25 protein-coding genes are annotated in these 25,068 nt (G+C 35.4%); all 25 read left to right on the plus strand.

All coding sequences use genetic code 11. The features are described 5' to 3' along the window. The 25 genes from A9C19_RS07620 to lhaT all read left to right on the plus strand — a co-directional run bounded on the left by A9C19_RS07620 (nucleotide 1) and on the right by lhaT (nucleotide 24,823). Nucleotides 1-708 (plus strand): demethylmenaquinone methyltransferase, encoded by a 708-nt coding sequence (locus A9C19_RS07620; protein WP_072579385.1) that lies wholly within the window; start codon nucleotides 1-3, stop codon nucleotides 706-708. A gap of 363 nt (nucleotides 709-1,071) precedes the next feature. Beyond that, nucleotides 1,072-2,034, plus strand: coding sequence for a heptaprenyl diphosphate synthase component II (gene hepT / locus A9C19_RS07625; protein ID WP_072579386.1), 963 nt, complete (start codon nucleotides 1,072-1,074; stop codon nucleotides 2,032-2,034). 111 nt (nucleotides 2,035-2,145) lie between these two features. Further along, on the plus strand, nucleotides 2,146-2,592 hold the full coding sequence (gene ndk, locus A9C19_RS07630; protein WP_072579387.1) for a nucleoside-diphosphate kinase: 447 nt from the start codon (nucleotides 2,146-2,148) through the stop codon (nucleotides 2,590-2,592). Between the two features lie 202 nt (nucleotides 2,593-2,794). Beyond that, the gene (locus tag A9C19_RS07635; RefSeq protein ID WP_072579388.1) at nucleotides 2,795-3,574 is read left to right on the plus strand and encodes a CheR family methyltransferase; all 780 of its coding nucleotides are present in this window, start codon (nucleotides 2,795-2,797) and stop codon (nucleotides 3,572-3,574) included. A 326-nt stretch (nucleotides 3,575-3,900) separates the two neighbouring features. Beyond that, on the plus strand, nucleotides 3,901-5,073 hold the full coding sequence (aroC, locus tag A9C19_RS07640; RefSeq protein ID WP_072579389.1) for a chorismate synthase: 1,173 nt from the start codon (nucleotides 3,901-3,903) through the stop codon (nucleotides 5,071-5,073). Then, complete coding sequence (aroB, locus tag A9C19_RS07645; protein ID WP_072579390.1) at nucleotides 5,073-6,167, plus strand: 3-dehydroquinate synthase; 1,095 nt, start codon at nucleotides 5,073-5,075, stop codon at nucleotides 6,165-6,167. Before aroC ends, aroB begins: the two co-directional genes overlap by 1 nt. Further along, a complete protein-coding gene (aroH, locus tag A9C19_RS07650; RefSeq protein WP_072579391.1) occupies nucleotides 6,164-6,529 on the plus strand; it encodes a chorismate mutase in 366 nt (121 codons plus the stop codon). The genes aroB and aroH overlap by 4 nt, the downstream gene beginning before the upstream one ends. Nucleotides 6,530-6,935: 406 nt before the next feature. Next, nucleotides 6,936-8,480, plus strand: coding sequence for an anthranilate synthase component I (gene trpE / locus A9C19_RS07655; RefSeq protein WP_072579392.1), 1,545 nt, complete (start codon nucleotides 6,936-6,938; stop codon nucleotides 8,478-8,480). Then, entirely contained in the window at nucleotides 8,449-9,471 is a 1,023-nt protein-coding gene (gene trpD / locus A9C19_RS07660; protein ID WP_072579393.1) for an anthranilate phosphoribosyltransferase, read from the plus strand. The genes trpE and trpD overlap by 32 nt, the downstream gene beginning before the upstream one ends. Next, entirely contained in the window at nucleotides 9,464-10,219 is a 756-nt protein-coding gene (gene trpC, locus A9C19_RS07665; RefSeq protein WP_072579394.1) for an indole-3-glycerol phosphate synthase TrpC, read from the plus strand. The genes trpD and trpC overlap by 8 nt, the downstream gene beginning before the upstream one ends. Before the next feature lie 2 nt (nucleotides 10,220-10,221). Beyond that, entirely contained in the window at nucleotides 10,222-10,875 is a 654-nt protein-coding gene (locus A9C19_RS07670; RefSeq protein ID WP_072579395.1) for a phosphoribosylanthranilate isomerase, read from the plus strand. After that, on the plus strand, nucleotides 10,859-12,067 hold the full coding sequence (trpB, locus tag A9C19_RS07675; RefSeq protein WP_072579396.1) for a tryptophan synthase subunit beta: 1,209 nt from the start codon (nucleotides 10,859-10,861) through the stop codon (nucleotides 12,065-12,067). The genes A9C19_RS07670 and trpB overlap by 17 nt, the downstream gene beginning before the upstream one ends. Next, nucleotides 12,051-12,842 carry a tryptophan synthase subunit alpha gene (gene trpA / locus A9C19_RS07680; RefSeq protein ID WP_072579397.1) on the plus strand — a complete coding sequence of 264 codons (792 nt, stop codon included), beginning with the start codon at nucleotides 12,051-12,053 and terminating at the stop codon, nucleotides 12,840-12,842. The genes trpB and trpA overlap by 17 nt, the downstream gene beginning before the upstream one ends. 104 nt (nucleotides 12,843-12,946) lie before the next feature. Beyond that, complete coding sequence (locus tag A9C19_RS07685; RefSeq protein ID WP_072579398.1) at nucleotides 12,947-13,138, plus strand: hypothetical protein; 192 nt, start codon at nucleotides 12,947-12,949, stop codon at nucleotides 13,136-13,138. Between the two features lie 77 nt (nucleotides 13,139-13,215). After that, nucleotides 13,216-14,295 carry a histidinol-phosphate transaminase gene (gene hisC, locus A9C19_RS07690; protein WP_072579399.1) on the plus strand — a complete coding sequence of 360 codons (1,080 nt, stop codon included), beginning with the start codon at nucleotides 13,216-13,218 and terminating at the stop codon, nucleotides 14,293-14,295. A 662-nt stretch (nucleotides 14,296-14,957) separates the two neighbouring features. Further along, nucleotides 14,958-16,064, plus strand: a complete 1,107-nt coding sequence (locus tag A9C19_RS07695) for a prephenate dehydrogenase (protein WP_072579400.1) — start codon at nucleotides 14,958-14,960, stop codon at nucleotides 16,062-16,064. A gap of 166 nt (nucleotides 16,065-16,230) precedes the next feature. Next, on the plus strand, nucleotides 16,231-17,526 hold the full coding sequence (gene aroA / locus A9C19_RS07700; RefSeq protein WP_072579401.1) for a 3-phosphoshikimate 1-carboxyvinyltransferase: 1,296 nt from the start codon (nucleotides 16,231-16,233) through the stop codon (nucleotides 17,524-17,526). A 661-nt stretch (nucleotides 17,527-18,187) separates the two neighbouring features. Continuing rightward, nucleotides 18,188-19,111 (plus strand): hypothetical protein, encoded by a 924-nt coding sequence (locus tag A9C19_RS07705; protein ID WP_072579402.1) that lies wholly within the window; start codon nucleotides 18,188-18,190, stop codon nucleotides 19,109-19,111. A gap of 117 nt (nucleotides 19,112-19,228) precedes the next feature. Next, complete coding sequence (locus A9C19_RS07710) at nucleotides 19,229-20,497, plus strand: tetratricopeptide repeat protein (RefSeq protein WP_072579403.1); 1,269 nt, start codon at nucleotides 19,229-19,231, stop codon at nucleotides 20,495-20,497. 77 nt (nucleotides 20,498-20,574) lie between these two features. Beyond that, a complete protein-coding gene (locus tag A9C19_RS07715) occupies nucleotides 20,575-21,135 on the plus strand; it encodes a ReoY family proteolytic degradation factor (RefSeq protein WP_072579404.1) in 561 nt (186 codons plus the stop codon). Between the two features lie 317 nt (nucleotides 21,136-21,452). Then, entirely contained in the window at nucleotides 21,453-21,911 is a 459-nt protein-coding gene (locus tag A9C19_RS07720; protein WP_072579405.1) for a YpiF family protein, read from the plus strand. A 141-nt stretch (nucleotides 21,912-22,052) separates the two neighbouring features. Continuing rightward, complete coding sequence (locus A9C19_RS07725; protein ID WP_072579406.1) at nucleotides 22,053-22,559, plus strand: Rieske (2Fe-2S) protein; 507 nt, start codon at nucleotides 22,053-22,055, stop codon at nucleotides 22,557-22,559. Between the two features lie 4 nt (nucleotides 22,560-22,563). Further along, the gene (gene qcrB / locus A9C19_RS07730; RefSeq protein ID WP_072579407.1) at nucleotides 22,564-23,238 is read left to right on the plus strand and encodes a menaquinol-cytochrome c reductase cytochrome b subunit; all 675 of its coding nucleotides are present in this window, start codon (nucleotides 22,564-22,566) and stop codon (nucleotides 23,236-23,238) included. Nucleotides 23,239-23,313: 75 nt separating this feature from the next. Next, nucleotides 23,314-24,081, plus strand: coding sequence for a menaquinol-cytochrome c reductase cytochrome b/c subunit (locus A9C19_RS07735; RefSeq protein WP_072579408.1), 768 nt, complete (start codon nucleotides 23,314-23,316; stop codon nucleotides 24,079-24,081). A gap of 145 nt (nucleotides 24,082-24,226) precedes the next feature. Then, nucleotides 24,227-24,823 carry a lipoprotein heptaprenylglyceryl N-acetyltransferase LhaT gene (lhaT, locus tag A9C19_RS07740; protein WP_072579409.1) on the plus strand — a complete coding sequence of 199 codons (597 nt, stop codon included), beginning with the start codon at nucleotides 24,227-24,229 and terminating at the stop codon, nucleotides 24,821-24,823. The last annotated feature ends 245 nt before the right edge of the window (nucleotides 24,824-25,068 follow it).

A 25,068-nucleotide genomic window follows, 5' to 3' on the forward strand; every position in this document is an offset into this window, starting at 1 on the left:
ATGGGTCAATCAAAAGAAGAAAGAGTACATAATGTTTTTGAAAAAATCTATAAAAACTATGATCAAATGAATTCCGTTATAAGCTTTCAACGTCATAAGGCATGGCGTAAAGAGACAATGAAACGAATGAAAGTGATGCCTGGACAGCAAGCTCTAGATGTATGCTGTGGGACAGCTGATTGGAGTATTGCGTTAGCCCAAGAGGTAGGAGCTGAAGGAAAGGTAATAGGACTTGATTTTAGTCAGAATATGCTTAAAATTGGTCAAGAAAAAATAGAGCAATTACCTTCCAGTAATATCGAGCTAATTCATGGGAATGCAATGAGTTTACCATTTGAGGATAATAGTTTTGATTTTGTAACAATTGGATTCGGGTTAAGAAATGTACCTGATTATATGCAAGTACTTAAAGAAATGCACCGTGTGCTCAAGCCAGGTGGAAAAGCGGTCTGCTTAGAAACTTCTCAGCCAACCCTTCCTGTATTTAAACAATTCTTTGCATTTTATTTTCGTTATATTATGCCAGTATTTGGGAAAATTTTCGCTAAAAGTTATTCTGAATATTCATGGTTACAAGAATCGGCTCGTGATTTTCCAGGAATGAAGGAATTAGCTGCAATGTTTGAAGAAGCGGGATTTGATAAAGTAGAAGTAAAAGCATTTACTGGTGGAGCGGCTGCAATGCATGTAGGATTGAAAAATAAATAAACATTCACTGTGTTTATAGACCACTTTGTGATTAAAGAGTAACTTCTATCCGACAAGGGATCACTCTAAAAAAGTGGTCTTTCCTACTTTTTTAAACGAAAGTAGTGGGAAATGTGTTACGATATATGAATATATGGGTGTAAGAAAAGAAGCTATGCTGTTTTTTCTGAAGACGATAATTACTTAGTTTTCGTCATCGGAATTTACACTGGTGGGTTTTTATTGTTCGTTTTTATCCTTACCCTACTGTAAGTTTTTACAGGCTCTGAACTTCAAGGACATAGAAGACATTTTAACAGCTACGAATGATAAATAATCTAGCCCATTTGTAAGGCCACAAAAAGAAGTAGTAAGGTGAATAATATGAAATTTAAAGCATTATTTTCTTTTTTAAATAATGAACTTTCCATTATTGAACAGGAACTTGAGAAAACAGCAGTTTCTGAATACCCTTTGATAAAAGAGGCGAACCTTGAGCTTTTACAAGCCGGTGGAAAACGTATTCGTCCTGCTTTTGTACTTCTATCATCGATGTTTGGGGACTTTGACATACACAAGGTTAAACATGTCGCAGTCGCACTAGAGACAATACATATGGCTTCTCTAGTACATGATGATGTTATTGATGATGCCCAATTGCGCCGAGGTAAGCCCACTGTGAAATCAAAGTGGGATAATAGAATCGCGATGTATACTGGGGATTACCTGCTTGCTCGGTCACTAGAAGTAATGACAAACGTTAAAGACCCACTAGCGCACAAGATTTTGTCAAATGCTATTGTTGAAGTTTGTTTAGGAGAGATTGAACAAATTAAAGATAAGTATGATGTGGACCAGTCGTTTCGTACATACCTAAAACGTATTAAGAGGAAAACAGCTCTATTAATAGCTGTAAGTTGCCAATTGGGAGCTCTTTCAGCTGGTGCACCTGAAGAAATACATAGAAAGCTCTATTGGTTTGGCTATTATGTAGGAATGTCCTTTCAGATAACAGATGATATTTTAGATTTTACCGCAACAGAAAAAGAGCTTGGCAAGCCTGTAGGAGGAGACCTTTTACAAGGGAATATTACGTTACCTGTATTATATGCTCGTGAAATACCAGGATTTAAAAGTAGATTAGAGAGCATTTCCATTCATACTAAACAAGAGGAAATGAAGCCTATTTTAGATGTTATCCAAAACTCAGATGTGATTGATAAATCAGCAAGGGTAAGTGACATGTATCTTCAAAAGGCTTTTGATATTTTAGAGACTCTTCCTAAAAATAAGGCAAGATCGACTCTTTATAGCATTGCTAAGTATATTGGAAAAAGAAAATTTTAAATTTTATCCATAAATCTTCACCCCTTACATTGCAATCATAATAACGACATGGTATTATTTTCTTGGGGTATGAAAGCCTATACATAATTTTCTAGGGGTGGAGAATTTATTATGGAAAAAACATTTTTAATGGTTAAACCTGATGGTGTACAGCGTCAACTTATCGGGGAAATTATTTCTAGATTTGAAAGTAAGGGCTTACAACTTGTAGGTGCCAAATTAATGACAATTCCAACTGAACTAGCTGAAACGCATTACGGAGAACATGAAGGTAAGCCATTTTATGATTCTTTAGTAAAATTTATTACATCTGGTCCAGTTTTTGCTATGGTTTGGCAAGGTGAAAATGTTGTAGAGCTATCTAGAAAAATGATGGGGAAAACGAATCCGAAAGATGCAGATCCTGGCACAATCCGAGGAGATTATTGCATGGTTGTGGATAAGAATATTATTCATGGTTCTGATTCTCCTGAAAGTGCAGAAAGAGAAATTTCATTATTTTTTAATCAGAACGAACTTGTAGAGTATTCTAAACTAATTAACGAATGGACTTATTAAGATATGACGTAAAAGCTAGCGGAAGCTAGCTTTTTTTCGTTCTCATGGATAGTAGTTGGCTGCAGTATGGAAGAATAACAAAATTACGAGATACCTTTCTTTAAAAATTTCGCAAATTCCCACAAATATAAGCTATACTATTACATATTCGGGAACATAAGAAGATGTTTCCTCTAATTTACGAGCATTAGGAGAGTTGGGAATGATTGATCAAGATTATGAACAATTTATTAAAAACATTAAAGTGAAAACGGGCATTGATCTCTCCCTCTATAAAGAGGCTCAAATGAAGAGAAGACTAACTTCTCTTTATGAGAAAAGAGGCTTTTCAAGCTTCAGTGATTTTTACCTTGGGATGAATAAAGAAAAAGAAATTTACTATGAATTTTTAGATAGGATGACAATTAATGTCTCTGAATTTTATAGAAATTATAAAAGATGGGAAGTACTTGAAGAGAAAATTCTTCCTAATATGCTAAAGAAAACAAATCAATTAAAGGTATGGAGTGCGGCATGTTCAACTGGAGAAGAACCCTATACGTTAGCCATGATATTATCAAACTTGGTTCCCCTTTCTAAAGTTAAGGTGTTTGCGACTGATATTGATGATAATGTGTTGGCAAGAGCGAAACTTGGTGTTTATCCTGAGAGATCACTGAATGAAGTTCCAGAGAATATAAAGAAAAAGTATTTTGAAAAAGAAGGGTCCACATACAAAGTGATTCCTGAAATTAAAAATGCTGTAACATTTAAAAAACAAAATTTGTTATCAGACACATTTGATAATGGATTCGATCTAATTGTCTGTAGAAATGTACTCATTTATTTTACCGAAGAAGCTAAAGAAAATTTATACCATAAATTTAGTCAATCATTAAAAAATGGTGGGATTTTTTTTGTTGGCAGCACTGAACAAATCTTTAACGCTGATCGCTATAATTTTACATCAGTTGATACATTCTTTTATCAAAAATCCACATAATCCGTTTAGAAGAACAAGTTAAAAAAGATTTTGATTTACCATCTTGTATGGTGTTCAAGATACCACTTTTAAAAACAAGACTCCTTCATTCTGAGAGCAGGTGAGTACAAGTCTCCCTCAAGGAGGAATGAAGTTATTTTTGCATTGTTTTGCTTTACGTTTTTATAGTACAAAACTAAAGAGCGATAAAGGGTAAGGAAAAGGGTAGAAAAACCGAAAAAAACTCGTATTGTTTTATAAAGTTGAAATAATTCTATTTTTTTTATACAACTTATGATATATTATTCTTACTTAAAAGCGTTAGTGCGTTGAAGGGAGAGAGTGAAATGAGGTATTTAACTGCTGGAGAATCACATGGACCTCAATTAACAGCTATAGTTGAAGGTGTACCGTCAGGCTTAAATATAACGGCAGAGATGATTAATAAGGATTTAGCCAGAAGACAAAAAGGACATGGTCGCGGTAGAAGAATGCAAATTGAAAAGGATCAGGTTCAGTTATTAGGTGGCGTTCGTCATGGGAAAGCATTAGGTTCACCAATCTCATTAGTTGTAGAGAATAATGACTGGAAGCATTGGACTAAAATTATGGGTGTTGAACCGATTTCTAATGAAGAAGAACAAGAAGTTAAACGACAAATATCCAGACCGCGCCCAGGACATGCTGACTTAGTTGGAGCTATTAAATATGGGCATCGTGATATGAGAAATGTATTAGAGCGTTCTTCTGCACGGGAAACAACTGTTCGAGTGGCAGTAGGGTCATTAGCTAAACAAATTTTAGCAGAGCTTGGTATAAAAGTAGTTGGACATGTCCTAGAGATTGGCGGTATTAGAGCTGAAAATACAAACTATAAAGATATAGAGGATCTTTTGAACGTAACAGAGGAATCACCAGTTAGATGTTACGACAAAGAAACAGAACAAAAAATGATGGACGCTATTGATCAAGCAAAGGCCAATGGTGACTCAATCGGAGGTATAGTTGAGGTTGTAGTGGAAGGGTTGCCAGCTGGTATTGGAAGCTATGTACATTACGATCGAAAGCTTGATAGTAAAATTGCCGGTGCAATTGTAAGTATTAATGCGTTTAAGGGCGTTGAATTTGGCATCGGATTTGAAGCTGCACGTAAGTTTGGTAGTCAAGTACATGATGAAATTCAATGGTCAGAGGATGATGGCTATACACGTCGTACAAATCGTCTAGGAGGATTTGAGGGGGGCATGACTACTGGGATGCCCGTTATTGTAAGAGGTGTGATGAAACCAATCCCTACATTATACAAACCTTTACAAAGTGTAGATATTGATAGTAAGGAGCCTTTTAGTGCAAGTATTGAACGCTCAGATAGCTGTGCGGTTCCAGCAGCCAGTGTTGTTGCTGAATCTGTTGTAGCTTGGGAAATTGCTAATGCGATTGTTGAACAGTTTGGACTTGATCGAATGGATTTAATAAAAGAGAATGTGAATAAAATGAGAGAATATTCGAGGGGATTTTAATGCAATCAGTTCAAGTAAAAACAACTGATTCTATATATCCCATTATCGTCGGTGAGAATATTCTCCACGAACTTACAACGATTTTGGCGACTTTAGAGCCTTCAAAGGTGTTACTTGTTACGGACGACCGTGTAGATCAGCTTTACGGTGATAAGCTCTTAGACCTCTTGAAAAAGAATTGGTCGACATGTAAGTATGTAATTGAGAACGGTGAGGCTTCAAAATCTTTCCCGGTTTTTTATAACATACAAACCTACGCTTTAAAAGAGAAACTAGATCGAAACTCTGTCATTATTGCTTTCGGTGGAGGAGTTGTGGGCGATTTAGCAGGATTTGTTGCTGCTACATTCATGAGAGGTATACCATATATACAAGTCCCAACAACACTATTAGCCCATGATAGTGCTGTAGGAGGAAAAGTAGCCATTAATCATCCAGAGGGTAAAAATATGATTGGTGCTTTTTATCAACCGAAAGCTGTACTATATGATAGCTCATTTTTGAAAAGCTTACCGAAGGATGAACTGCGTTCAGGCTTTGCAGAAGTCATTAAGCACTCATTAATACGAAATGAAACCTTTTATCATTTTTTGAACTCAACTATTAAAGATTTATCCGACCTTACTTCAGAACGATTGAGTGATATGATTCTTGAAGGAATTAAAATTAAAGCTGATGTTGTTTCTAAAGATGAAAAGGAATTGGGGCTACGGGAAATTTTAAATTTTGGGCACACATTAGGGCATGCTATAGAATCACAAGCAGGCTATGGGAAAATTTCACATGGTGATTGTGTGGCGATCGGAATGACATTTGCAGTTTGGTTAAGTCAAAAGACCTATCATCATCATTTAAATTACGATGAAATTGTAAAATGGTTTAACCAAATTGGATTTCCAACCAGAATTCCAACATCGTTCTCTTCAGAGGATTTATTGAATAAAATGTTGTCAGACAAGAAGACAAGATCAAATCAGATCAAAATGATCTTACTAGAAAAAATTGGAGTAACAACGTCTAAAGTATTTACTAAGGAAGAACTCCTTACATTACTTGAACAATGGAGAGAAATGGAAGAGGAGGAGATTGTTTGATTAGGGGAATTAGAGGAGCCATTACAGCTTTTGATAATGATGTGAATGAGATCATTGATGCTACTGGAGAACTTTTGCAGCAAATGGTTGAGAAAAATAAGATCGAACCAGAAAATGTAGCGCAAGTAATCATGACAGTTACAGAAGATTTAACCGCTACTTTTCCTGCAAAAGCATTAAGAGATATGAGTGGCTGGACGTTTGTTCCAGTAATGTGTATGAAGGAAATTCCTGTTCCGGGGAGTCTGGAAAAATGTATTAGAATTATGATGACAGTTGAGACGGGTGTAGATCAAAAAGATATACAACATATCTATTTGCGAGACGCAATTGTACTTAGACCAGATTTATCCACAAAATAATGTAAGATTTCTATTCTTGACATTATTTAGTTAATTGTATTAGGATTAAGTAGAAGATTAGAAAGTTAGTAGATGAGATAAGATAAGAGTATAGGGTAGCAGAGAATGAGTTAGTTTAGCTGAGGAACTTTTATGAACGGCACAAGTCTACCCAAAAACATACGGTGTTTTTGGGTTTTATTTTATTAAGAGCAACATTAAATATGGTCAATGAGTGGTGGGTACTACTAGGAACGGGGAGAGATGACTCTCTCTTATGCAACTAGGTTGAGAAATCACTTGTTAAGAATACCGCGATAGTACCTTCTCCATATGAAATGAGAATTGCTTAAATAAATATGTGCAAATCTTCAAATCCATATATCCTCCTAAATCTCATTCTCCAAAAATTTTGGAGGAGTGAGCTATATTGAATTTTTCTTCTTTTTCAACTTTCTGTGAAGAAAGTAAACATTATCGAACAATCCCCATTGTGAAAAATTATATTGTTGACACATTAACGCCCATTCAATTATTTCAATTATTTAAAGATGAAGCCGTTTATTTATTAGAAAGTAAGGACGCTGAATCGTCATGGTCTCGTTATTCATTTATAGGATTAAATCCTTTCTTATTTATTGAAGAAAGTCATGGTGAATTTGCGATTCTAAATGAACAAAGAAAAACAGTATCAAAATCAAATTCAATAACAAGTACATTTAAAGATTTACAATCTAGGCTGCAGATTAAACTTCCTGACCTTGATATCCCCTTTGTAGGTGGTGCTGTTGGCTACATTGGCTATGATTCAGTGTCACTTTTTGAGAAGGTAGAGAAACATTCTAGAGATGATTTAAATCAACAAAATTGTATGTTCTTTGTTTGTGAAACAGTCATTGCCTTCGATCATCAGGATAAACAGCTGTATTTTATTCATTACGCAAGAGTGAAGGGGAACGAGCAAGAAGCTCAATTGAAAGCCACATACGAATTAGCTGAAGCTAAATTAAATAAGTATGTAAGTATGCTTAAACAAGAAGGGAAGCCAGAGCAGCTACCATTAAATAGTTCCGATTTTACAGGTGTAGATTTTAGCGGGATAAAATCCAATTATAAGAAGGAGAAATTCCTCTCTGATGTTGAGAAAGTGAAGGAATATATACGAGCAGGTGATATTTTTCAAGGTGTATTATCCCAAAGATTTGAAATTCCTATTTCTACAGACGGGTTTTCCCTTTATAGAATATTAAGAATCGTTAACCCTTCCCCATACTTATTTTATATCCGTATAAATGACACTGAATTAGTAGGAAGTTCACCTGAGAGGTTAGTATATATTCAAAATAAACATTTAGAAATCCATCCTATAGCAGGAACTAGAAGAAGAGGTAAGACAACAGAAGAAGACCTTTTCTTTGAAAAGGAATTACTAAATGATGAAAAGGAAAAAGCTGAGCATTACATGCTTGTGGACCTTGCTAGAAATGATTTAGGAAGAGTTGCAGAGTATGGTTCAGTTCAGACACCTACTTTAATGGAAGTTGGACGATTCTCCCATGTAATGCATCTTATCTCAAAAGTAACAGCCAGTTTAAGAGATGACATCCACCCAATGGATGCGTTATTGTCCTCATTCCCAGCAGGAACGGTATCAGGTGCTCCAAAAATAAGAGCCATGCAAATTATTCAGGAATTAGAACCGACTGCAAGAGGAAGCTATGCTGGTTGTGTAGCTTATGTCGGCTTTGATGGGAATATAGATTCTTGTATTACAATTCGAACAATTACAGTGAAAAACAATACGGCATATGTCCAAGCGGGGGCAGGTATCGTTGTTGATAGCGTACCAGAATTAGAATGGAAGGAAACATGTAATAAAGCGAGTGCTATGTTAAAGGCAATTCAATTAGCTGAAAAAGTATTTTCTAAGGAGGATATTCATAATGAAACAACTGCTAGCACATTGTATTGAAGGAAATACATTATCTGAAGGGCAGGCTGAGCAAGTAATGAATGAGATAATGAGTGGTCACGCTACTCCAAGTCAAATTGCTAGCCTTGTTTCCATTATGAGACTTAGAGGAGAAACAGTTGATGAATTAGTTGGCTTTGCAAGATCTATGAAGAAACATATGGTATCAATTGAGTATCCTCATAGTGTTGTAGATACCTGTGGTACAGGTGGTGATGGAGCTTCTACTTTTAATATTTCAACAGCAGCTGCTATTGTCACATCTTCTTTAGGTGTAAAAGTAGCAAAACATGGGAATCGTGCGGTTTCCTCTAGTAGTGGAAGCGCAGATGTTCTTGAAAAGCTAGGATTATCTATTCAGATATCACAAGAAGAAGCAATAAAAAGCTTAAACGAACAAAATATGAGTTTTTTATTCGCACCTATGTTCCATTCTTCAATGAAACATGCTGTGAATCCAAGAAAAGAGATTGGATTTAGGACGGTATTCAACCTTTTAGGTCCATTATCAAATCCTGCTAATGCAAAAAGACAAGTTATTGGTGTTTTTTCAACAGATTATGCTGAAAAAATGGCAGAGGCTTTAAAACGTTTGGGTTCCGAACATGTTTTACTTGTTACGGGAAAGGATGGATTGGATGAAATCTCGATATCGACAGAAACAGATATAGTAGAACTAAAAAATGGGGAGATTTCACGATATATTCTTCATCCTAAAGATGTTGGACTTTTTACTAGCAATCAAGAAGGGTTACTTGTGAAAAACGCAGAGGAAAGTGCTAAATTAATTGAAGAGATTTTTAATGGGAAAGGCCCTGAAAGTGCAGAAAACATCGTTGCCATAAATGCAGGAGCAGCACTTTATGTAGCTAATTATGTTCAAACAATAGAAATGGGGGTCTTACTTGCTAAGGAAACAATCCAAAATGGTAAGGCTCTTCAACAATTAAAAGACTTAAGAAGCTATCAGCGGGAGGAAAATTATGCTTGATACTATTATCCAAAGAAAAAAAGAGGAACTTAAAAGCCTGGTATTACCGGAACTGAGACCAGTAGACAAAAGATCTTTTCTTCATGCGTTGACGACTCCAAACAGAGTGGTTGGTCTAATTGCTGAAGTGAAGAAAGCCTCACCATCAAAGGGAATAATTAAGGAGAACTTTCACCCGGTTGAAATTGCTCGTGCATATGAAAAAGGTATGGCAGATTGTTTGTCTGTATTAACGGATGTTTCATTTTTTCAAGGGCATCGCGATTATTTATATGAAATAAAACAACACGTGGATCTACCTGTATTAAGAAAGGATTTTATTATTGATTCCATTCAGATAGAAGAATCAACACGAATTGGTGCTGATGCTATTCTGTTAATAGGAGAGGCTTTGGAGCCATCTCACTTGAAAGAGCTTTATCAACATGCAATGGAAGTAGGTTTAGATGTTTTAGTAGAGGTTCATGATCAAGATACACTTGAGAAGGTTCTCTCAGTTATTACTCCTAGAATACTAGGGGTAAACAACCGTAATTTAAAAACATTCGAAACAAATTTACACCAACTAGAAAAGATGGCTTCCATCATTTCACCTGATACTCTTCTGGTGGGTGAGAGTGGCATCCATACAAATGAGGACTTAAAAACAGTTCAACGATACGGAGCAAAGGCCATATTAGTAGGGGAATCGCTTATGAGAAAAGAAAATCATACTCTTGCAATCAGTGAACTCTATGGAGAACGGTAAGCATGGTTCTACCAAAGTTAAAGTATTGCGGAATTAGAAATGAATGTGACTTAAAGCTTGTATCACACTCATTAAATCAGTATGTCGGATTTATCTTTGCAGAAAGTAAACGAAAAGTTTCACCTTTAGATGTACGAAAATGGCTTGAACAAGTTAAAATGTCTAATAAAAAATTAGTAGCGGTCTTTGTTAATCCAAGCTTGGATGAAATAAAGGAAGCTTTTAAAGAAGTTCACTTTGATGTAATTCAATTTCATGGAAATGAATCAGTAGATTTTATTAAGAAAGTAAAAGCTTTATATAGCACGGAGGTTTGGAAAGCTCTTCATCATCACAGTCAAACTTTAAATGAGATGGATGTCTATAAAGAGATAGTAGATGGATACGTAATTGATTCTAGGACAAAAAATGAGTGGGGAGGTACAGGTAAATCGTTTGATTGGAACGCTGTACCTGCTTATATAGAGTTTTCTACTAGTCATCAAAAAGCTTGTTTTATTGCTGGTGGCGTTAATAAAGATAATATTTTAAGATTAATAGATTTAAAGCCGGATGGCATTGATTTATCAAGTGGTATTGAAGAAAACGAACAGAAAGCTGCTCATAAAATTGAAGAGCTTGAAGAAAGGGTGTTACAACATGTCAAGTTATCCTGATAAAAGAGGAAGATATGGAGAATTTGGTGGACGATTTGTTCCGGAAACATTAATGAGTCCATTAGCAGAAATTGAATTAGCGCATAACGAGGCAATGCAGGATGCTTCCTTTTTAGCGGAATACCACCGATTACTTAAAGAATACTCTGGAAGGCCTACAACCATTACGTACTCTGATCATTTAACTGAAGAATTAGGCGGCGCTAAAATTTACTTAAAGCGTGAGGATCTAAATCACACAGGTGCCCATAAAATTAATAATGCGATTGGCCAAGTTCTTTTAGCAAAACGCATGGGAAAAACAAAGGTGATCGCTGAAACAGGTGCTGGTCAGCATGGGGTAGCTACAGCGACAGTTGCAGCGAAATTTGGTATGGAATGTAAGGTGTTTATGGGTGAAGAAGATGTCAAGCGTCAACAACTAAATGTATTCCGTATGCAATTACTAGGAGCTGAGGTCATACCCGTCACCAGCGGTAATAAGACTTTGAAGGATGCTACGAACGAAGCGATGAGGTACTGGGTCCAGCACTGTGAAGATCATTTCTACATTATTGGATCTGTGGTAGGTCCTCATCCTTATCCGTATATTGTGAGAGAGTTTCAACGTGTGATAGGTGATGAAGCTAAAGAACAATTTACAGAGATTGAAGGTTCGTTACCAACAAAAGTAATCGCTTGTGTGGGTGGTGGAAGTAACGCAATTGGAATGTTTGCAGCGTTTTTACAGGATGATGTTGAGCTAATCGCAGTTGAAGCGGCTGGTAAAGGTGTTGAAACAAATCATCACGCGGCTACAATAACAAAGGGGACAAGAGGAGTTCTTCACGGTTCATTAACCTATCTTCTCCAAGATGAATACGGACAAGTTACAGAACCATATTCCATTTCTGCTGGTCTAGATTATCCAGGTATTGGTCCAGAACATGCGCATTTAGCAACAACAGGCCGAGTGATATATGAAAGTGTTACAGATAAGCAAGCTTTAGATGCTTTGGAATTATTAGCAAAAAAGGAAGGGATTTTAGCTGCAATTGAATCTGCTCATGCCCTTTCATCGGCGTTTGAACATGCAAAGCAGATGAATAAGTCAGAAACGATTCTAGTATGTTTATCAGGCCGTGGAGATAAGGATGTTCATACATTAATGTCTTATTATGAGGAGGGGAAAATGAATGAAGGCACTATTTGAGCCCCAGAAACAGAGTAAACTTTTTATCCCTTTTATTACAGCGGGTGACCCTAGCCCTCATGCAACAATAGATCTAGCACTTTCTCTACAAGCTGCTGGAGCAGATGCAATAGAGTTAGGCATTCCATATTCAGACCCAGTAGCAGATGGACCAGTTATCCAAAGGGCTTCTAGCCGTGCGTTAAAAGATGGGATGAATATTATTAGAGCAATAAAACTTGTCCCTGAAATGAGAAAAAAAGGTCTTGAAATTCCCATTATATTATTTACGTATTTTAATCCTGTGTTACAATTAGAGCAAGAATACTTTTTCGCTTTACTGCAGGAAAACACAATAGAAGCTATACTTATCCCTGATATTCCATTTGAAGAAAGTGAAGAGTTAAGAAGGAAGTGTAAGGAACATTCTATATCATTTATTTCGCTAATTGCACCAACTTCTTCAAAAAGAATTCAAATGATTGCTGATCAAGCAGAAGGATTTATTTATTGTGTATCATCGCTAGGAGTGACTGGAGAAAGGAAAACCTTTGACCACACTATTGAGCAATTCTTAACTGAAGTTCAAAAATATAGTAAAGTCCCCGTAGTTGTTGGCTTTGGAATCTCATCAAGAGAGCAAGTTGAACAGCTTTCACCATTTTGTGATGGAGTAGTTGTGGGAAGTGCATTGGTAAGAGAAATCGAACAACTAGGTACCTCCCTTATAAACGATGATCGACGTGAGAATGCAGTAGCAAAATTCGAAGAGTTCGCTAAGTTGTTTGTTATTTAAGTGGAGAAGAAAGTAGATAATTAGTATCTTTTCTTTTAAAAGCGAGCTTTAGCATCTACTTAGAAGATAGATCTTCTTTCCCCTCCTTATGGGTATATAAGCACTTGAATGGTGGACGGTACTTTGTCTATTATTCGAGTGTTGCCAATGGGGAAGAAGAATTCACAATATTCCTTCGTTCTCTTCCAACACTATCTATTACTACGAGCATTCTTCTTAAGAAGATCGCAACAGATTATCAAAAACTCCCTAAAAGAAATGATGATAAAAAGAAGAATATTGCAGGATGGTTTTAAAAAGATTAAGATAAAACAATACATATCATATTATTAGTAGAAATGACCTGACCAGGAAATAGGAGAGGTGTATAAAGTTGGATGTAAAAAAGCAATTATTAAACCTAAAACCTTACCAACCGGGTAAACCGATTGAAGAGGTTAAAAAAGAATATAACTTATCTAAAGTTGTAAAATTAGCATCAAATGAAAATCCTTATGGGTGCTCTGCAGAGGCGAAGCAAGCCATTCAAGATGAACTAAACTTACTAGCGATATATCCAGATGGATATAGTGCAGCGTTACGTACGAACGTAGCTAAACACCTTGGAGTTCAAGAAGAAGAGTTGATCTTTGGAAACGGATCAGATGAAGTTGTACAAATTATTTGTCGTGCGTTATTAGATAGTAGCAAGAATACTGTTATGGCTACACCAACCTTCCCTCAGTATAAGCATAATGCAATTATCGAGGGGGCTGAAATTCGGGAAGTGCCTTTAGTTGATGGAGATCATAATCTAGAGGCGATGTTACAACAAATTGACGGTAAGACAACAGTCGTTTGGGTTTGTACCCCAAATAATCCAACTGGTACATATGTGAAAAAGGATACGCTTCTAGAGTTCTTAAGTAAGGTTCCTAAAGAAGTTCTAGTTGTAGTTGATGAAGCCTATTATGAATATGTTGTTGCAGAGGATTACCCTCAGACAGTCGGCTTAATAGAAGAATTTCCTAATTTAATGATTTTACGTACTTTCTCAAAAGCATATGGATTAGCGTCTTTAAGAATCGGATATGGCATTGCAAATGCAGAGTTAATTCGAAAGATAGAACCAGCAAGAGAGCCTTTTAACACGAGTAGATTAGCTCAAGTAGCAGCCATTGGAGCACTAAATGATCAAGAATTTGTGGCTGAATGTAGAGAAAAGAACAAAAAAGGTTTGCAACAATATTACCATTTCTGTTCGGAAAAGGGCCTACATTTTTATCCATCTGAAGGAAACTTTGTTCTAATAGATTTCCAACGTGATTCAGACGAAGTATTTAATGCTTTGTTGGAAAAAGGATATATCGTTCGATCTGGTCGAGCACTAGGATTTCCTACTAGCTTAAGGATTACTGTTGGTACCGAAAAAGAAAATGCCGAAATCATTGAGATTTTAAAGGACTTTATATAAAGGTTTTGATGTAGTAATTAGGTCTATGTTACTAACAATGTATTTTTACGTCTAAGAAGGGGAACTGAGTACCCTTCTTGTTTTATCTTATTTATCATATTCATTCAATTATAATCTGAAAATCCAGAATATTAAAAATAGGCAAATGGATATATAAAAAAATTCTATCTATCTGATCTGAATTAATTTCATAGATTGATTCCTTTCTTCTCTGTAGTGATGAAAAAAATCATCATCCACATGACCTGTATAGCACAAACATGCTACTATGATTTATTCATTGGCTACTAGAATGATTGAACGGAATTCAACCAGACCGGTCACTTAATAAATAGCCAAAATGTAAAAGGTATCTAAATTCTGTAGATCTGTGTTTCTTTAAAATAGGCATGTATGAAATTAAATCATCTATCTATTAGACTAGATAATAACTTAAAATTTCTTGTTCAGTGATTATAGCCCTCTAAATGACAACCACTACCTATTAGGCTAGCACTCTAAAAGTAACTGTATAAGTTCATTGAAGTGAAGGTAGCTCTCAAATTTAAAGGAAAACAAACGACTTTCTTTAAAAAATAAATAAATGCTTGATTCAGAGACTGCAACAATTTAATTAAAGTATCTAGCTTTAATCAAAGAAGATATATAAAAGGTGATGAATGATGCCAAAACGAATTTATCTAATAGGACTAGGGCTCATTGGAGGATCAATAGCTCTATCAATAAAACAAAAAGATCCTTCCATATATATTACAGGGTATGACATAAACAAAGATCAAGCGATAATGGCCAAAAAAATCGGTGCAATTGATGAAATCGCTGATACTTGTTTTCCAAATCAGCTAGAATTCATGGATATCATTTTTGTTTCAACTCCAGTCGAGCAAACAGTTAGTCTAATAAAAGAGCTTTCGGCACAGAGTCTAAAGAACGGTGTGATTATAACCGATGTTGGTAGCACTAAAGTGAAGATTGTAGATTGTGCTAATAATTACTTAAGTGAACAAATTAAGTTTATAGGTGGACATCCAATGGCTGGTTCGCATAAATCTGGAATTATGGCCGCGAAGCCTCATCTTTTCGAAAATGCCTTCTATATCTTAACACCATCTAAACATGCAACTAAAGATGATATTGAAATGTTAAAAATGCTTTTAAATGCTACTAAAGCTAACTTTATTGAAATGTCTGCTAAAGAACACGACAAAGTAACGGGTGTTATCAGTCATTTTCCTCATATAGTTGCAGCTAGCTTAGTTTATCAAGCAAAAACATATGAAGAGCAATCACCATTAGTTAAGAGACTTGCTGCTGGTGGTTTCCGAGATATTACGAGAATCGCATCAAGTAACCCTTTTATGTGGAGAGATATTCTTCTTCATAATAAAAAGCCTCTTTTAAAGCTCTTTGATGAATGGATAGTAGAAATGCAACGTGTAAAAGGGTTTGTTGAGAATGAAGATGCTCTAAACTTATTCGACTATTTCGAACATGCGAAAAATTATCGAGATGAGTTACCAGAAAAACAAAAAGGAGCTATCCCTTCTTTTTACGATTTATATGTTGATGTTCCTGATTATCCAGGGATCATATCTGAAGTGACAGGATATTTAGCTAATGAAAAAATAAGCTTAACGAACATTCGCATCATTGAAACAAGAGAAGAAATAAATGGAGTTTTAAGGCTAAGCTTTCAAACGGAAGATGATCGAGAGCGTGCAATTCATTGTATAGCGAATTACTCTTCATATGGAACGTATATTATTTAACCAGTAATTTATTTCGTAAGCATGTTGGTAGATTGGGAAAGTCTTATATGATTGTCTCCTGACTTGAAAGCTTAAATTCTGTGCTTTAAATGAGTATCTCCTCAATTAAGAAAGTCAGATTTTAATAATCATGGATAAAAAGTTTAAGTAAAAAGAGGTGTCGAAGGTGTTAAATAAGAAAGTTTTATCAAAAGTAAATAAGCTAGAGGGTACAATTGAAATACCGGGTGATAAATCTATCTCTCACCGAGCAGTCATGTTCGGTTCCATCGCAAAAGGTAAGACGGAAATACGAAATTTTCTTATGGGTGCAGATTGTTTAAGCACGGTATCTTGCTTTAAAAAAATGGGAGTTGAGATAGAAGTTTCAAAGGAAGTTGTGACCGTAAAAGGAAATGGATATGAAGGGCTAAAAGAACCTAAGGACATATTAGATGTTGGGAATTCAGGTACAACTACTCGTCTAATGATGGGGATAGTAGCAGGAGCTCCATTTCATTCATGTATAATTGGAGATGAATCCATTGCTAAACGACCGATGTCAAGAGTAACAAATCCTTTACGAATGATGGGTGCTACTATTGATGGACGAGACAATGGTGAATACACACCTTTATCCATTAGAGGTGGACAATTAACAAGTATTGAGTATCATTCACCTGTTGCGAGTGCACAAGTAAAATCCGCTATTTTGCTTGCTGGATTGCGTACAGCAAATGAAGAAACTAGGGTTATAGAACCTCACAAATCGAGAGACCATACGGAAAGAATGCTTAGAGCTTTTGGGGTGGAGGTAAATGAAGATGAACTCTCCGCTTCAGTTGTTGGAGGCCAATCACTTAAGGCAACGAATATATTTGTCCCAGGTGATATATCTTCTGCTGCATTCTTTCTAGTTGCAGGAGCAATTGTCCCAAACAGTAGGATTATTCTAAAAAATGTTGGGATTAACCCGACTAGAACGGGAATTCTTGATGTACTAAATAAGATGGGAGCTTCAATAGAAATTGATCAACATGAAGAAAGTGAGTTTGAGCCACTCGCAGATATTACGATTCAAACGTCTGAATTAAAAGGGATAACGATCGAAGGTGATTTAATTCCAAAATTAATAGATGAGATTCCTATTATTGCTTTACTAGCTACTCAAGCAGAAGGGGAAACAATTATAAAAGATGCGAGTGAGCTTAAAGTTAAAGAAACGAATAGAATTGATACGGTTGTTAGTGAACTATCCAAACTTGGGGCTACTATAAAAGGTACAGATGATGGAATGGTAATCACTGGAAAAACAAAACTAACAGGAAATGCTTCAGTTTCTAGTTTCGGGGACCATCGTATAGGTATGATGTTAGCAATTGCAGCTTGTTTAACAGATGAGTCCATTGAACTTCAGGATGCATCAGCGATTGATGTTTCTTATCCAAATTTCTTTGAACATTTAAGCCTGCTTTCAAAATAATCGAAGAAGGTTTTCTATAAAGTGATACAGTAAAAAGACTCAATTTAAATGGTTTTCTTGTTGAGTCTTTTTACTCATGTACTTTTAGTTAAGTTGCATGGTTGGTAATTAACAGGGTTCTATACGGACGAGATTTTATTCATCTTACGTTTACTATGACGTTCTGTTACTTTAGCTTAAAAAATATATTGGTAAACAAGTGCTTTGATATCTAGCTCATCATTCTGACTTTCTGTAAAAAAATCAGATGCCTAGCCCTTCGAGGTTATAAGGCAAATAGGAATTGAAGGCAATGAATATGCTTTCCATTCCTATTTGCCTTATTTTTTTGTGTCACTAGGTGTATTCCTTACGCTTTTATAGATCATTTGCGATGAAGGAATAGATGTCCATAAAGAGTGATTAGCGAATAAGCTTCCTAATACTTATATGAATATAACCCTATTCTTCATCATAGCTTGTCTTAAGAAGAGGCTCTTTTTGTAAATATCGTTACCAACGGACCTACTAATTAATTTGAGCATTTTTTTATCAAATAGAAGGGTTCGAGTGTAAGAAGGAAAGATACTACTAAACTTCATACAAGGTATTTTCATCAGTTTACTTAGAGCAATAAAAGCATACGAAAACAACCTAAGCAAAAGAAGAAGGAGGAGGAATTATGTGTTATATCATTGATCAAGCTTCGCTTTTAAAATCAAATGGTACTATAAAAAAAACATCTCTATTGATAAAAAAAAATAAAATTGAGTTTATGAAAACCTCTCTAGATAACTATCGATTTATGCGTATGGATATGAGTTCATATTTACTAACACCTGGTCATGTCATGGTAGACTTTTTCCTTCAATTTATCCAAACTTATCATGAATTTAAACAATTGATGATTGAAAAGTACTTAAAAAAAGGGTGTACTGCATTAATTACCTCTGTGGAGATAAACAATGAAAAAGAATTAGCGATGAAACTAAAGCAAAGAAGACATTTAATGATAAATTCTCCGATTGATTACTATGTGGGTGTTAAGATTCCATTTAAGTTACTTACTCCTTCTTTTTTAAGAAAGTGCAGGCAAGAACAGCTCTCTGTTGTGTTTATAGATATAACAGAAGAAGATAACCTCTTTGAAAAATCATGGGGGTGGATCAGAGATGCCATGTTCTCTAATCCAATAACTCTTATTCCTTATTTAAAAGTAGAAACAATGCCATTGGCTAAGCAAAAAAAAATACTTGAAAATTGGGAAAGACTGATGGAGGAACATCGTTTATCTTCGGTTGTCCATACTCTGCAAGTAGATTCTCCTTTATCAATTAGTACGTTAATGAAATTAGGGGTATATCCAAGGAAAGGTGATATACGGATTGGTGGACAAGTTAATTATAATTTGTATTTACTAGATGATATAAGGTATCATACCGATGGTAGACCAAAGCTCGATTATAAAATACATCTTCCGATTGTCACTGCTCACCAAGGAGAAATTCTCAATATTAATAGACAAATAACATTTAAACCAGGAGTTGGGGAGGAGTGTTTTATCCCGATTTCGGGTCGTTTTATGCCACATTCGGCATCCTTTTAAGGTATGATTGTTTTAAGCAATATAATGGAATATAGAGGTAGCTTTATGTACTCTATATCATAGTAAATACAGTTAATTCTAAACAGACTAGTTTAGATAAAGAAAGGACGCATTGTTATGTTTAACTCAGTAATGGACGAAGCAATTAATCTTGTAAATAAAGGTGAAACAGAAGCAGGATTAAATCTGTTAGAAAATATTGTTCCTACATTGCACGATGAAGAAAAACTTCAACTTGCAGATCAATTTTACCAGTGGGGAATAGTGGATAAGGCCTATGAATTAATTGAAGAGTTGCACTTCCTTTATCCTGAAGAAACACAAATTACATTGTTCTTAGCCGAACTAAATTTAGATTTAGAGAAAGAAGAGGAAGCTATTGACCTCTTAAATACGATTTCAAAGGATGATGATTCGTACCCGCAAGCCCTGCTTCTTTTAGCTGACTTATATCAAATGCAAGGTTTACTAGAAGTAAGCGAACAGAAATTAAATGAAGCAAAACAACTTTTACCTGAAGAATTAATCATTGACTTTGCTTTAGCTGAATTTTATTTTCATCAAGGGAAATATAAGCATGCCATTCCATTTTATCAAAAAGTTGCTACACAGCACGAATCTGTATCAGGAGTGTTTATTCATCACAGGCTTGCGGAGAGTTACAGTGCTTCAGGAGAATTTGAAGAATCTCTTACTTATTATAAAGAAGCCATTACTCAACATGAAGATGCCCATAGTCTTTTTGGATATGGTTTTACTGCCTATCAAGGTGGATTTTATAAAACGGCCATACAACAATTAGAAAACTTAAAGGAAGCAGACCCTCATTATTCTTCCATGTATTTATACTTAGCAAAAGCATATGAACAAGAGGAATTGATAGAAGAGGCATTAAATACAGTTGAGTCGGGAATAAAAGTGGATGAGTTTAATAAAGATTTATATTTATATGGGGGAAAGATTGCTATTAAGCTCGGGAAAATGACCAGAGCTGAAGAGTTGCTTAGGGAATCTTTAGCTATTGATCCAGGTCATATCGAAGCTGCTGTAACCCTAACACATATATTCCTTCAGGAAGAACGTTTTGATGATGTGATTGATTTAATAAACGAAAGTAAGCGTTATGGGGAAGAGGATCCGCAGTTTGATTGGAACTTAGCCCGAGCTTATCACCAAAAAGAAGACTATACACAGGCATTAAATCATTACCAGGCTGCATATAATTTCTTTAAGGAACAACAAGAATTTTTACATGAATATGGGTATTTCCTGTTAGAGGAAGGAAGAAGAAAAGAAGCGAAGGAAATATTCACTAAAATCTTAGAGAATGATCCTTCGAATGTCGAAATCGGTGATATTTTGCTACAATTAGAAGATGAGTTCTAAGAGCAGAAAGCAGGATTTTATTTTTAAATGTTGAATTTATTATGTAAGAAATAATGACCTGCAGAGGAGGGAAAAGTATGGTGGCCCCTGTATCTGTTCATGAAAAGAAAGATTTTATCAGGTGGTTTTTAAATCATTATCAATTAAAGCGAAGAGAATGTGTTTGGATACTTAATTATCTTATGAGTCATGATACCTTGATGGAGAAAGTCCATTTTGTAGAACAGGCACAATATTGTCCAAGAGGGATTATTATGTCCACACATTGTGTAGAAGAGGTTCCATTCCGTTTTTATAAAGAAAATGTAATGACAACAGATGCAGAAAAATCGTTTCATGACATCCGATTAAATAAGGAAGAGGAGCTCTTTATACAGCTGAATTTTAGATCATCATACCAATCACCAAATTATGCGGCAGTACTTGAATCAAATCCTTTTATGCCAGAGCATCTAAATGAAAATGAGAAGGATCGAGAGGTTGCAGAGGAATTACTAAACCACTCTATCCAAAGTTTTCAAAAGGAGAAGCTCCTTCAATTAATTGATGAAGCACTTGATAAACAAGATAGAGATGCTTTTGAACAACTCACAAAACAGTTAATTCATCTGCAGGATGATAAAAGATTTAATCACTAATGAAAGTAGAAACAAGTTATAAATTTATCAATAAGGCTTACTCCTTCATTGGAGGTAGGCCTTATTTTTCATTGCTTTATTGACAAAGGTTAATGTAGTACACACTCTTTGTTTAAAGGAGGAAAAAGCCATGTGTGAAGTCAAGCGGTAGCTTTCTTCTTAGACTCGAACCATTTATGCAATTTAGCAAGAATTCTTTAGAGAAGAGCATTCAAACAAGTCAATGTTTCATAATCTTAAGGTACAAATGTTATTATGGATTAACAATTATAGGTACAAGCTTTATAATAAGAGTATTACGTAAGGAGTTGAACAAAATGAAGTGGACTGTAAAAGATTATGACACCTATAGCCAATCAAAAGATTATGTGGATACTGCAATTGTTCCATTGATTCCCATTAGTATGGGAAGTGACGCAAAAACACTGATTTCTAAAGGTGAATTTCTTCACTTAATAAGTCATGAAGTAGAAAGACAACTAAAAGGAAGAGTGTATTTATTACCAGATTTTTCTTATCTTCATCATCAAAAAGAAACAACAATGAAACATATAGAAGATGTAAAAAGAGAATTACATAATGAATTTAAACACGTCATGTTTTTAACGTGTGATGATACACTAAAACATTCTGAATTTGTTCTTTCTAAAGACAATTTAATCTATTTACCGCCAGTACCATTTGAACATATGGATGATCAACTAAAAAGAAAGCTCTTACAAGATCAAGTCGAACAAATTTTGAACATTTTATTACAATCTTGGAATAAATCATAAAAACCTTTTCATTTCCAGCGATAGAAATTAGGAATTTATTGACCTCACCCCGAGATTGAAGTATCATGAGTATGTCCTAGTTTTATATATCATTTCCGTATGTCCTTAACGGACTGAGCTTAAGATAGAGGGGGGAAAATGATGAGCGAGAAAAAACATCGAGTTTCTAGACGTCAATTCTTAAACTACACGCTTACAGGTGTAGGCGGTTTCATGGCTGCAGGTATGCTTATGCCTATGGTTCGCTTCGCACTTGACCCTGTGCTCCGACCAGCAGATGAACAGGATTTAGTTCAAGTTGTTAACGTAGACGAATTAACTGAAGAACCTCAACGCTTTGACTTCAAAATTCAACAAAAAGATGCTTGGTATGAATCAGAAGAAACAAGATCAGCATGGGTTTTTAAAAGTGGAGACAAAATCACTGCGTTATCACCAGTCTGTAAACATCTTGGATGTACAGTAGGCTGGAATAATGACCCGGCTAACCCAAACCAATTTTTCTGTCCGTGTCACTATGGAAGATATGAAAAAGATGGTACGAATGTCAAAGGAACACCTCCAATTGCTCCGCTTGATGTTTATCAACACGAAGTAAGGGACGGCTATTTATTCTTAGGTAAAGCAAAACCACGAGGGGAGGCGTAATCTATTGCTTAACAAAATTTATGATTGGGTTGACGAACGTTTAGATATTACGCCGATGTGGCGAGATATTGCTGACCATGAGGTTCCTGAACACGTTAATCCAGCACACCATTTTTCTGCCTTTGTCTATTGTTTTGGCGGACTAACTTTCTTTGTAACTGTTATTCAAGTACTTTCAGGCATGTTTTTGACGATGTACTACGTACCAGATATTAAGAATGCATGGGAATCTGTTTTCTATTTACAAAATGAAGTAGCATTTGGTCAAATTGTACGTGGGATGCATCACTGGGGAGCAAGTTTAGTTATTGTTATGATGTTTCTACATACATTACGAGTATTTTTCCAAGGTGCATACAAAAAACCACGTGAATTAAACTGGGTTGTTGGTGTACTTATATTCTTCGTTATGCTTGGACTTGGGTTAACAGGCTATTTATTGCCTTGGGATATGAAAGCGTTATTTGCGACGAAAGTTACATTGCAAATTGCTGAATCTGTTCCACTCATTGGACCAACTGTTAAGACTTTATTATCTGGACATCCAGAAATCGTAGGAGCACAGACACTGACTCGATTCTTTGCAATCCATGTCTTTTTCCTACCAGCTGCTTTATTTGGTTTAATGGCAGCTCACTTTGTTATGATCCGTAAACAAGGTATTTCAGGTCCACTTTAAAAGTTTGAGTATTACTAAAAATGTTTTGTTTATAGATCGTTGTATCGTAAACCACCTTAGTAAGGAGGGGAAATCATGCATCGCGGAAAAGGTATGAAATTTGTTGGTGACTCTCGTGTTCCTGCTGAGAGGAAACCCAACATCCCAAAAGATTATTCGGAGTTTCCAGGGAAGACAGAAGCTTTCTGGCCGAACTTCCTGCTTAAGGAATGGTTAGTAGGTGCTGTTTTCTTAATTGGATTCTTATGTTTAACAGTAGCTCATCCATCACCTTTAGAGCGTGTTGCAGATCCTACTGATTCTGGATATATTCCATTACCAGACTGGTATTTCTTATTTTTATATCAATTGTTAAAGTATGAATTTGCAGCAGGTTCATTCACAGTTGTTGGTGCAATTGTTATTCCTGGTTTAGCTTTTGGTGCTTTAATGTTAGCTCCATTCTTGGATCGTGGTCCTGAGCGTAGACCAGCTAAACGACCAATCGCTGTTGGAATGATGATTTTAGGTGTTGCAGCTGTCTTTTATTTAACTTGGGAATCAGTTGTAACACATGATTGGGAACAGGCTGCTGAGCAAGGTAAAATTCAAGCAGAAGTTGAAATTGATAAAGAATCAGACGGATATGCAATTTATCAAGAACAAGGATGTATCTCATGTCATGGCGACAACCTTCAAGGCGGAGCGGCAGGTAAAGCGCTCGTTGATAATGGGTTAGAGCCGGATGCTATTGCAGACATTGCGATAAATGGTCAAGGTAGCATGCCTGCAGGAGTGTTTAAAGGTACAGATGAAGAATTAAAAGTATTATCAGAATTTATTTCTGGTGTTACGTCAAAATAAAAGCTGACTTTTGTCAGCTTTTTTTTGTAAGGTAAAAGTGACTATTATAATAGTGTTATAAATTTAATACGAAAAGTAAGTAATGAGCGAATAACATACTGTAAGAAGACAAGCACTATAAAACTTAAAAAGTATGGTGAAAGAAATGAAGTTTATTCAATACATATTAGGGCTAAAGCCTATCTTACTAATCATGTTTATCATCAATTTTTTTGGAACAGTTTATGGGTATTACTGGTATCAAAGTCAGTTATCTCAAACACCACTTCACTTTTATCTATTTGTTCCTGACAGTCCAACAGCCAGTTTATTTTTCGTCATTGTTTTATTGGGGTTTCTCCTTAAAAGAAATTTTCCACTTATGGAGGCATTAGCTATTGTAACGTTATTTAAATACGGTATATGGGCAGTAATTATGAACCTATTAGTATTAAAAGTGAATGGGACCTTACCATGGGAAGGGTATATGCTAATTGCATCTCACTTAGGAATGGCGATTCAAGGGTTACTATATGCCCCTTATTACCGATTTAAACCGATTCATTTAATTGTTGTGGGTATATGGACACTTCATAATGATGTAATAGATTACGTTTTTGAAATGATGCCTAGATATAGCTACTTAATGTCATATTTAAATGAAATTGGTTATATGACCTTTTGGTTAAGTATGATTTCTCTCCTGATTGCGTATGTAATGGGTATTAGGAATAAAGAAAATAAAATGGATTTACCATCTTAGTTTAGTTACTTTATGATGTAAGTAGATTGCAAATTTAAATCATTAACTAAAATAATGAAGTTCCGCCTCTATTTTGAGAATAAAATGATATGTAGGTAGTTTTAGTGTCAAATTCAGGCTCTTAACACTTAGGGATATTTCAGTAAGAAAACTAGATAAGAACAGCTAGAATATAAGAGCGGAGGAAGGAAGAATTAGCTAAAAGCACAGAGATAGTTACGTTGTTTTTTCATACTTTTTATTAA

This window comes from Bacillus weihaiensis (genome assembly GCF_001889165.1).
GTDB lineage: Bacteria > Bacillota > Bacilli > Bacillales > Bacillaceae > Metabacillus > Metabacillus weihaiensis.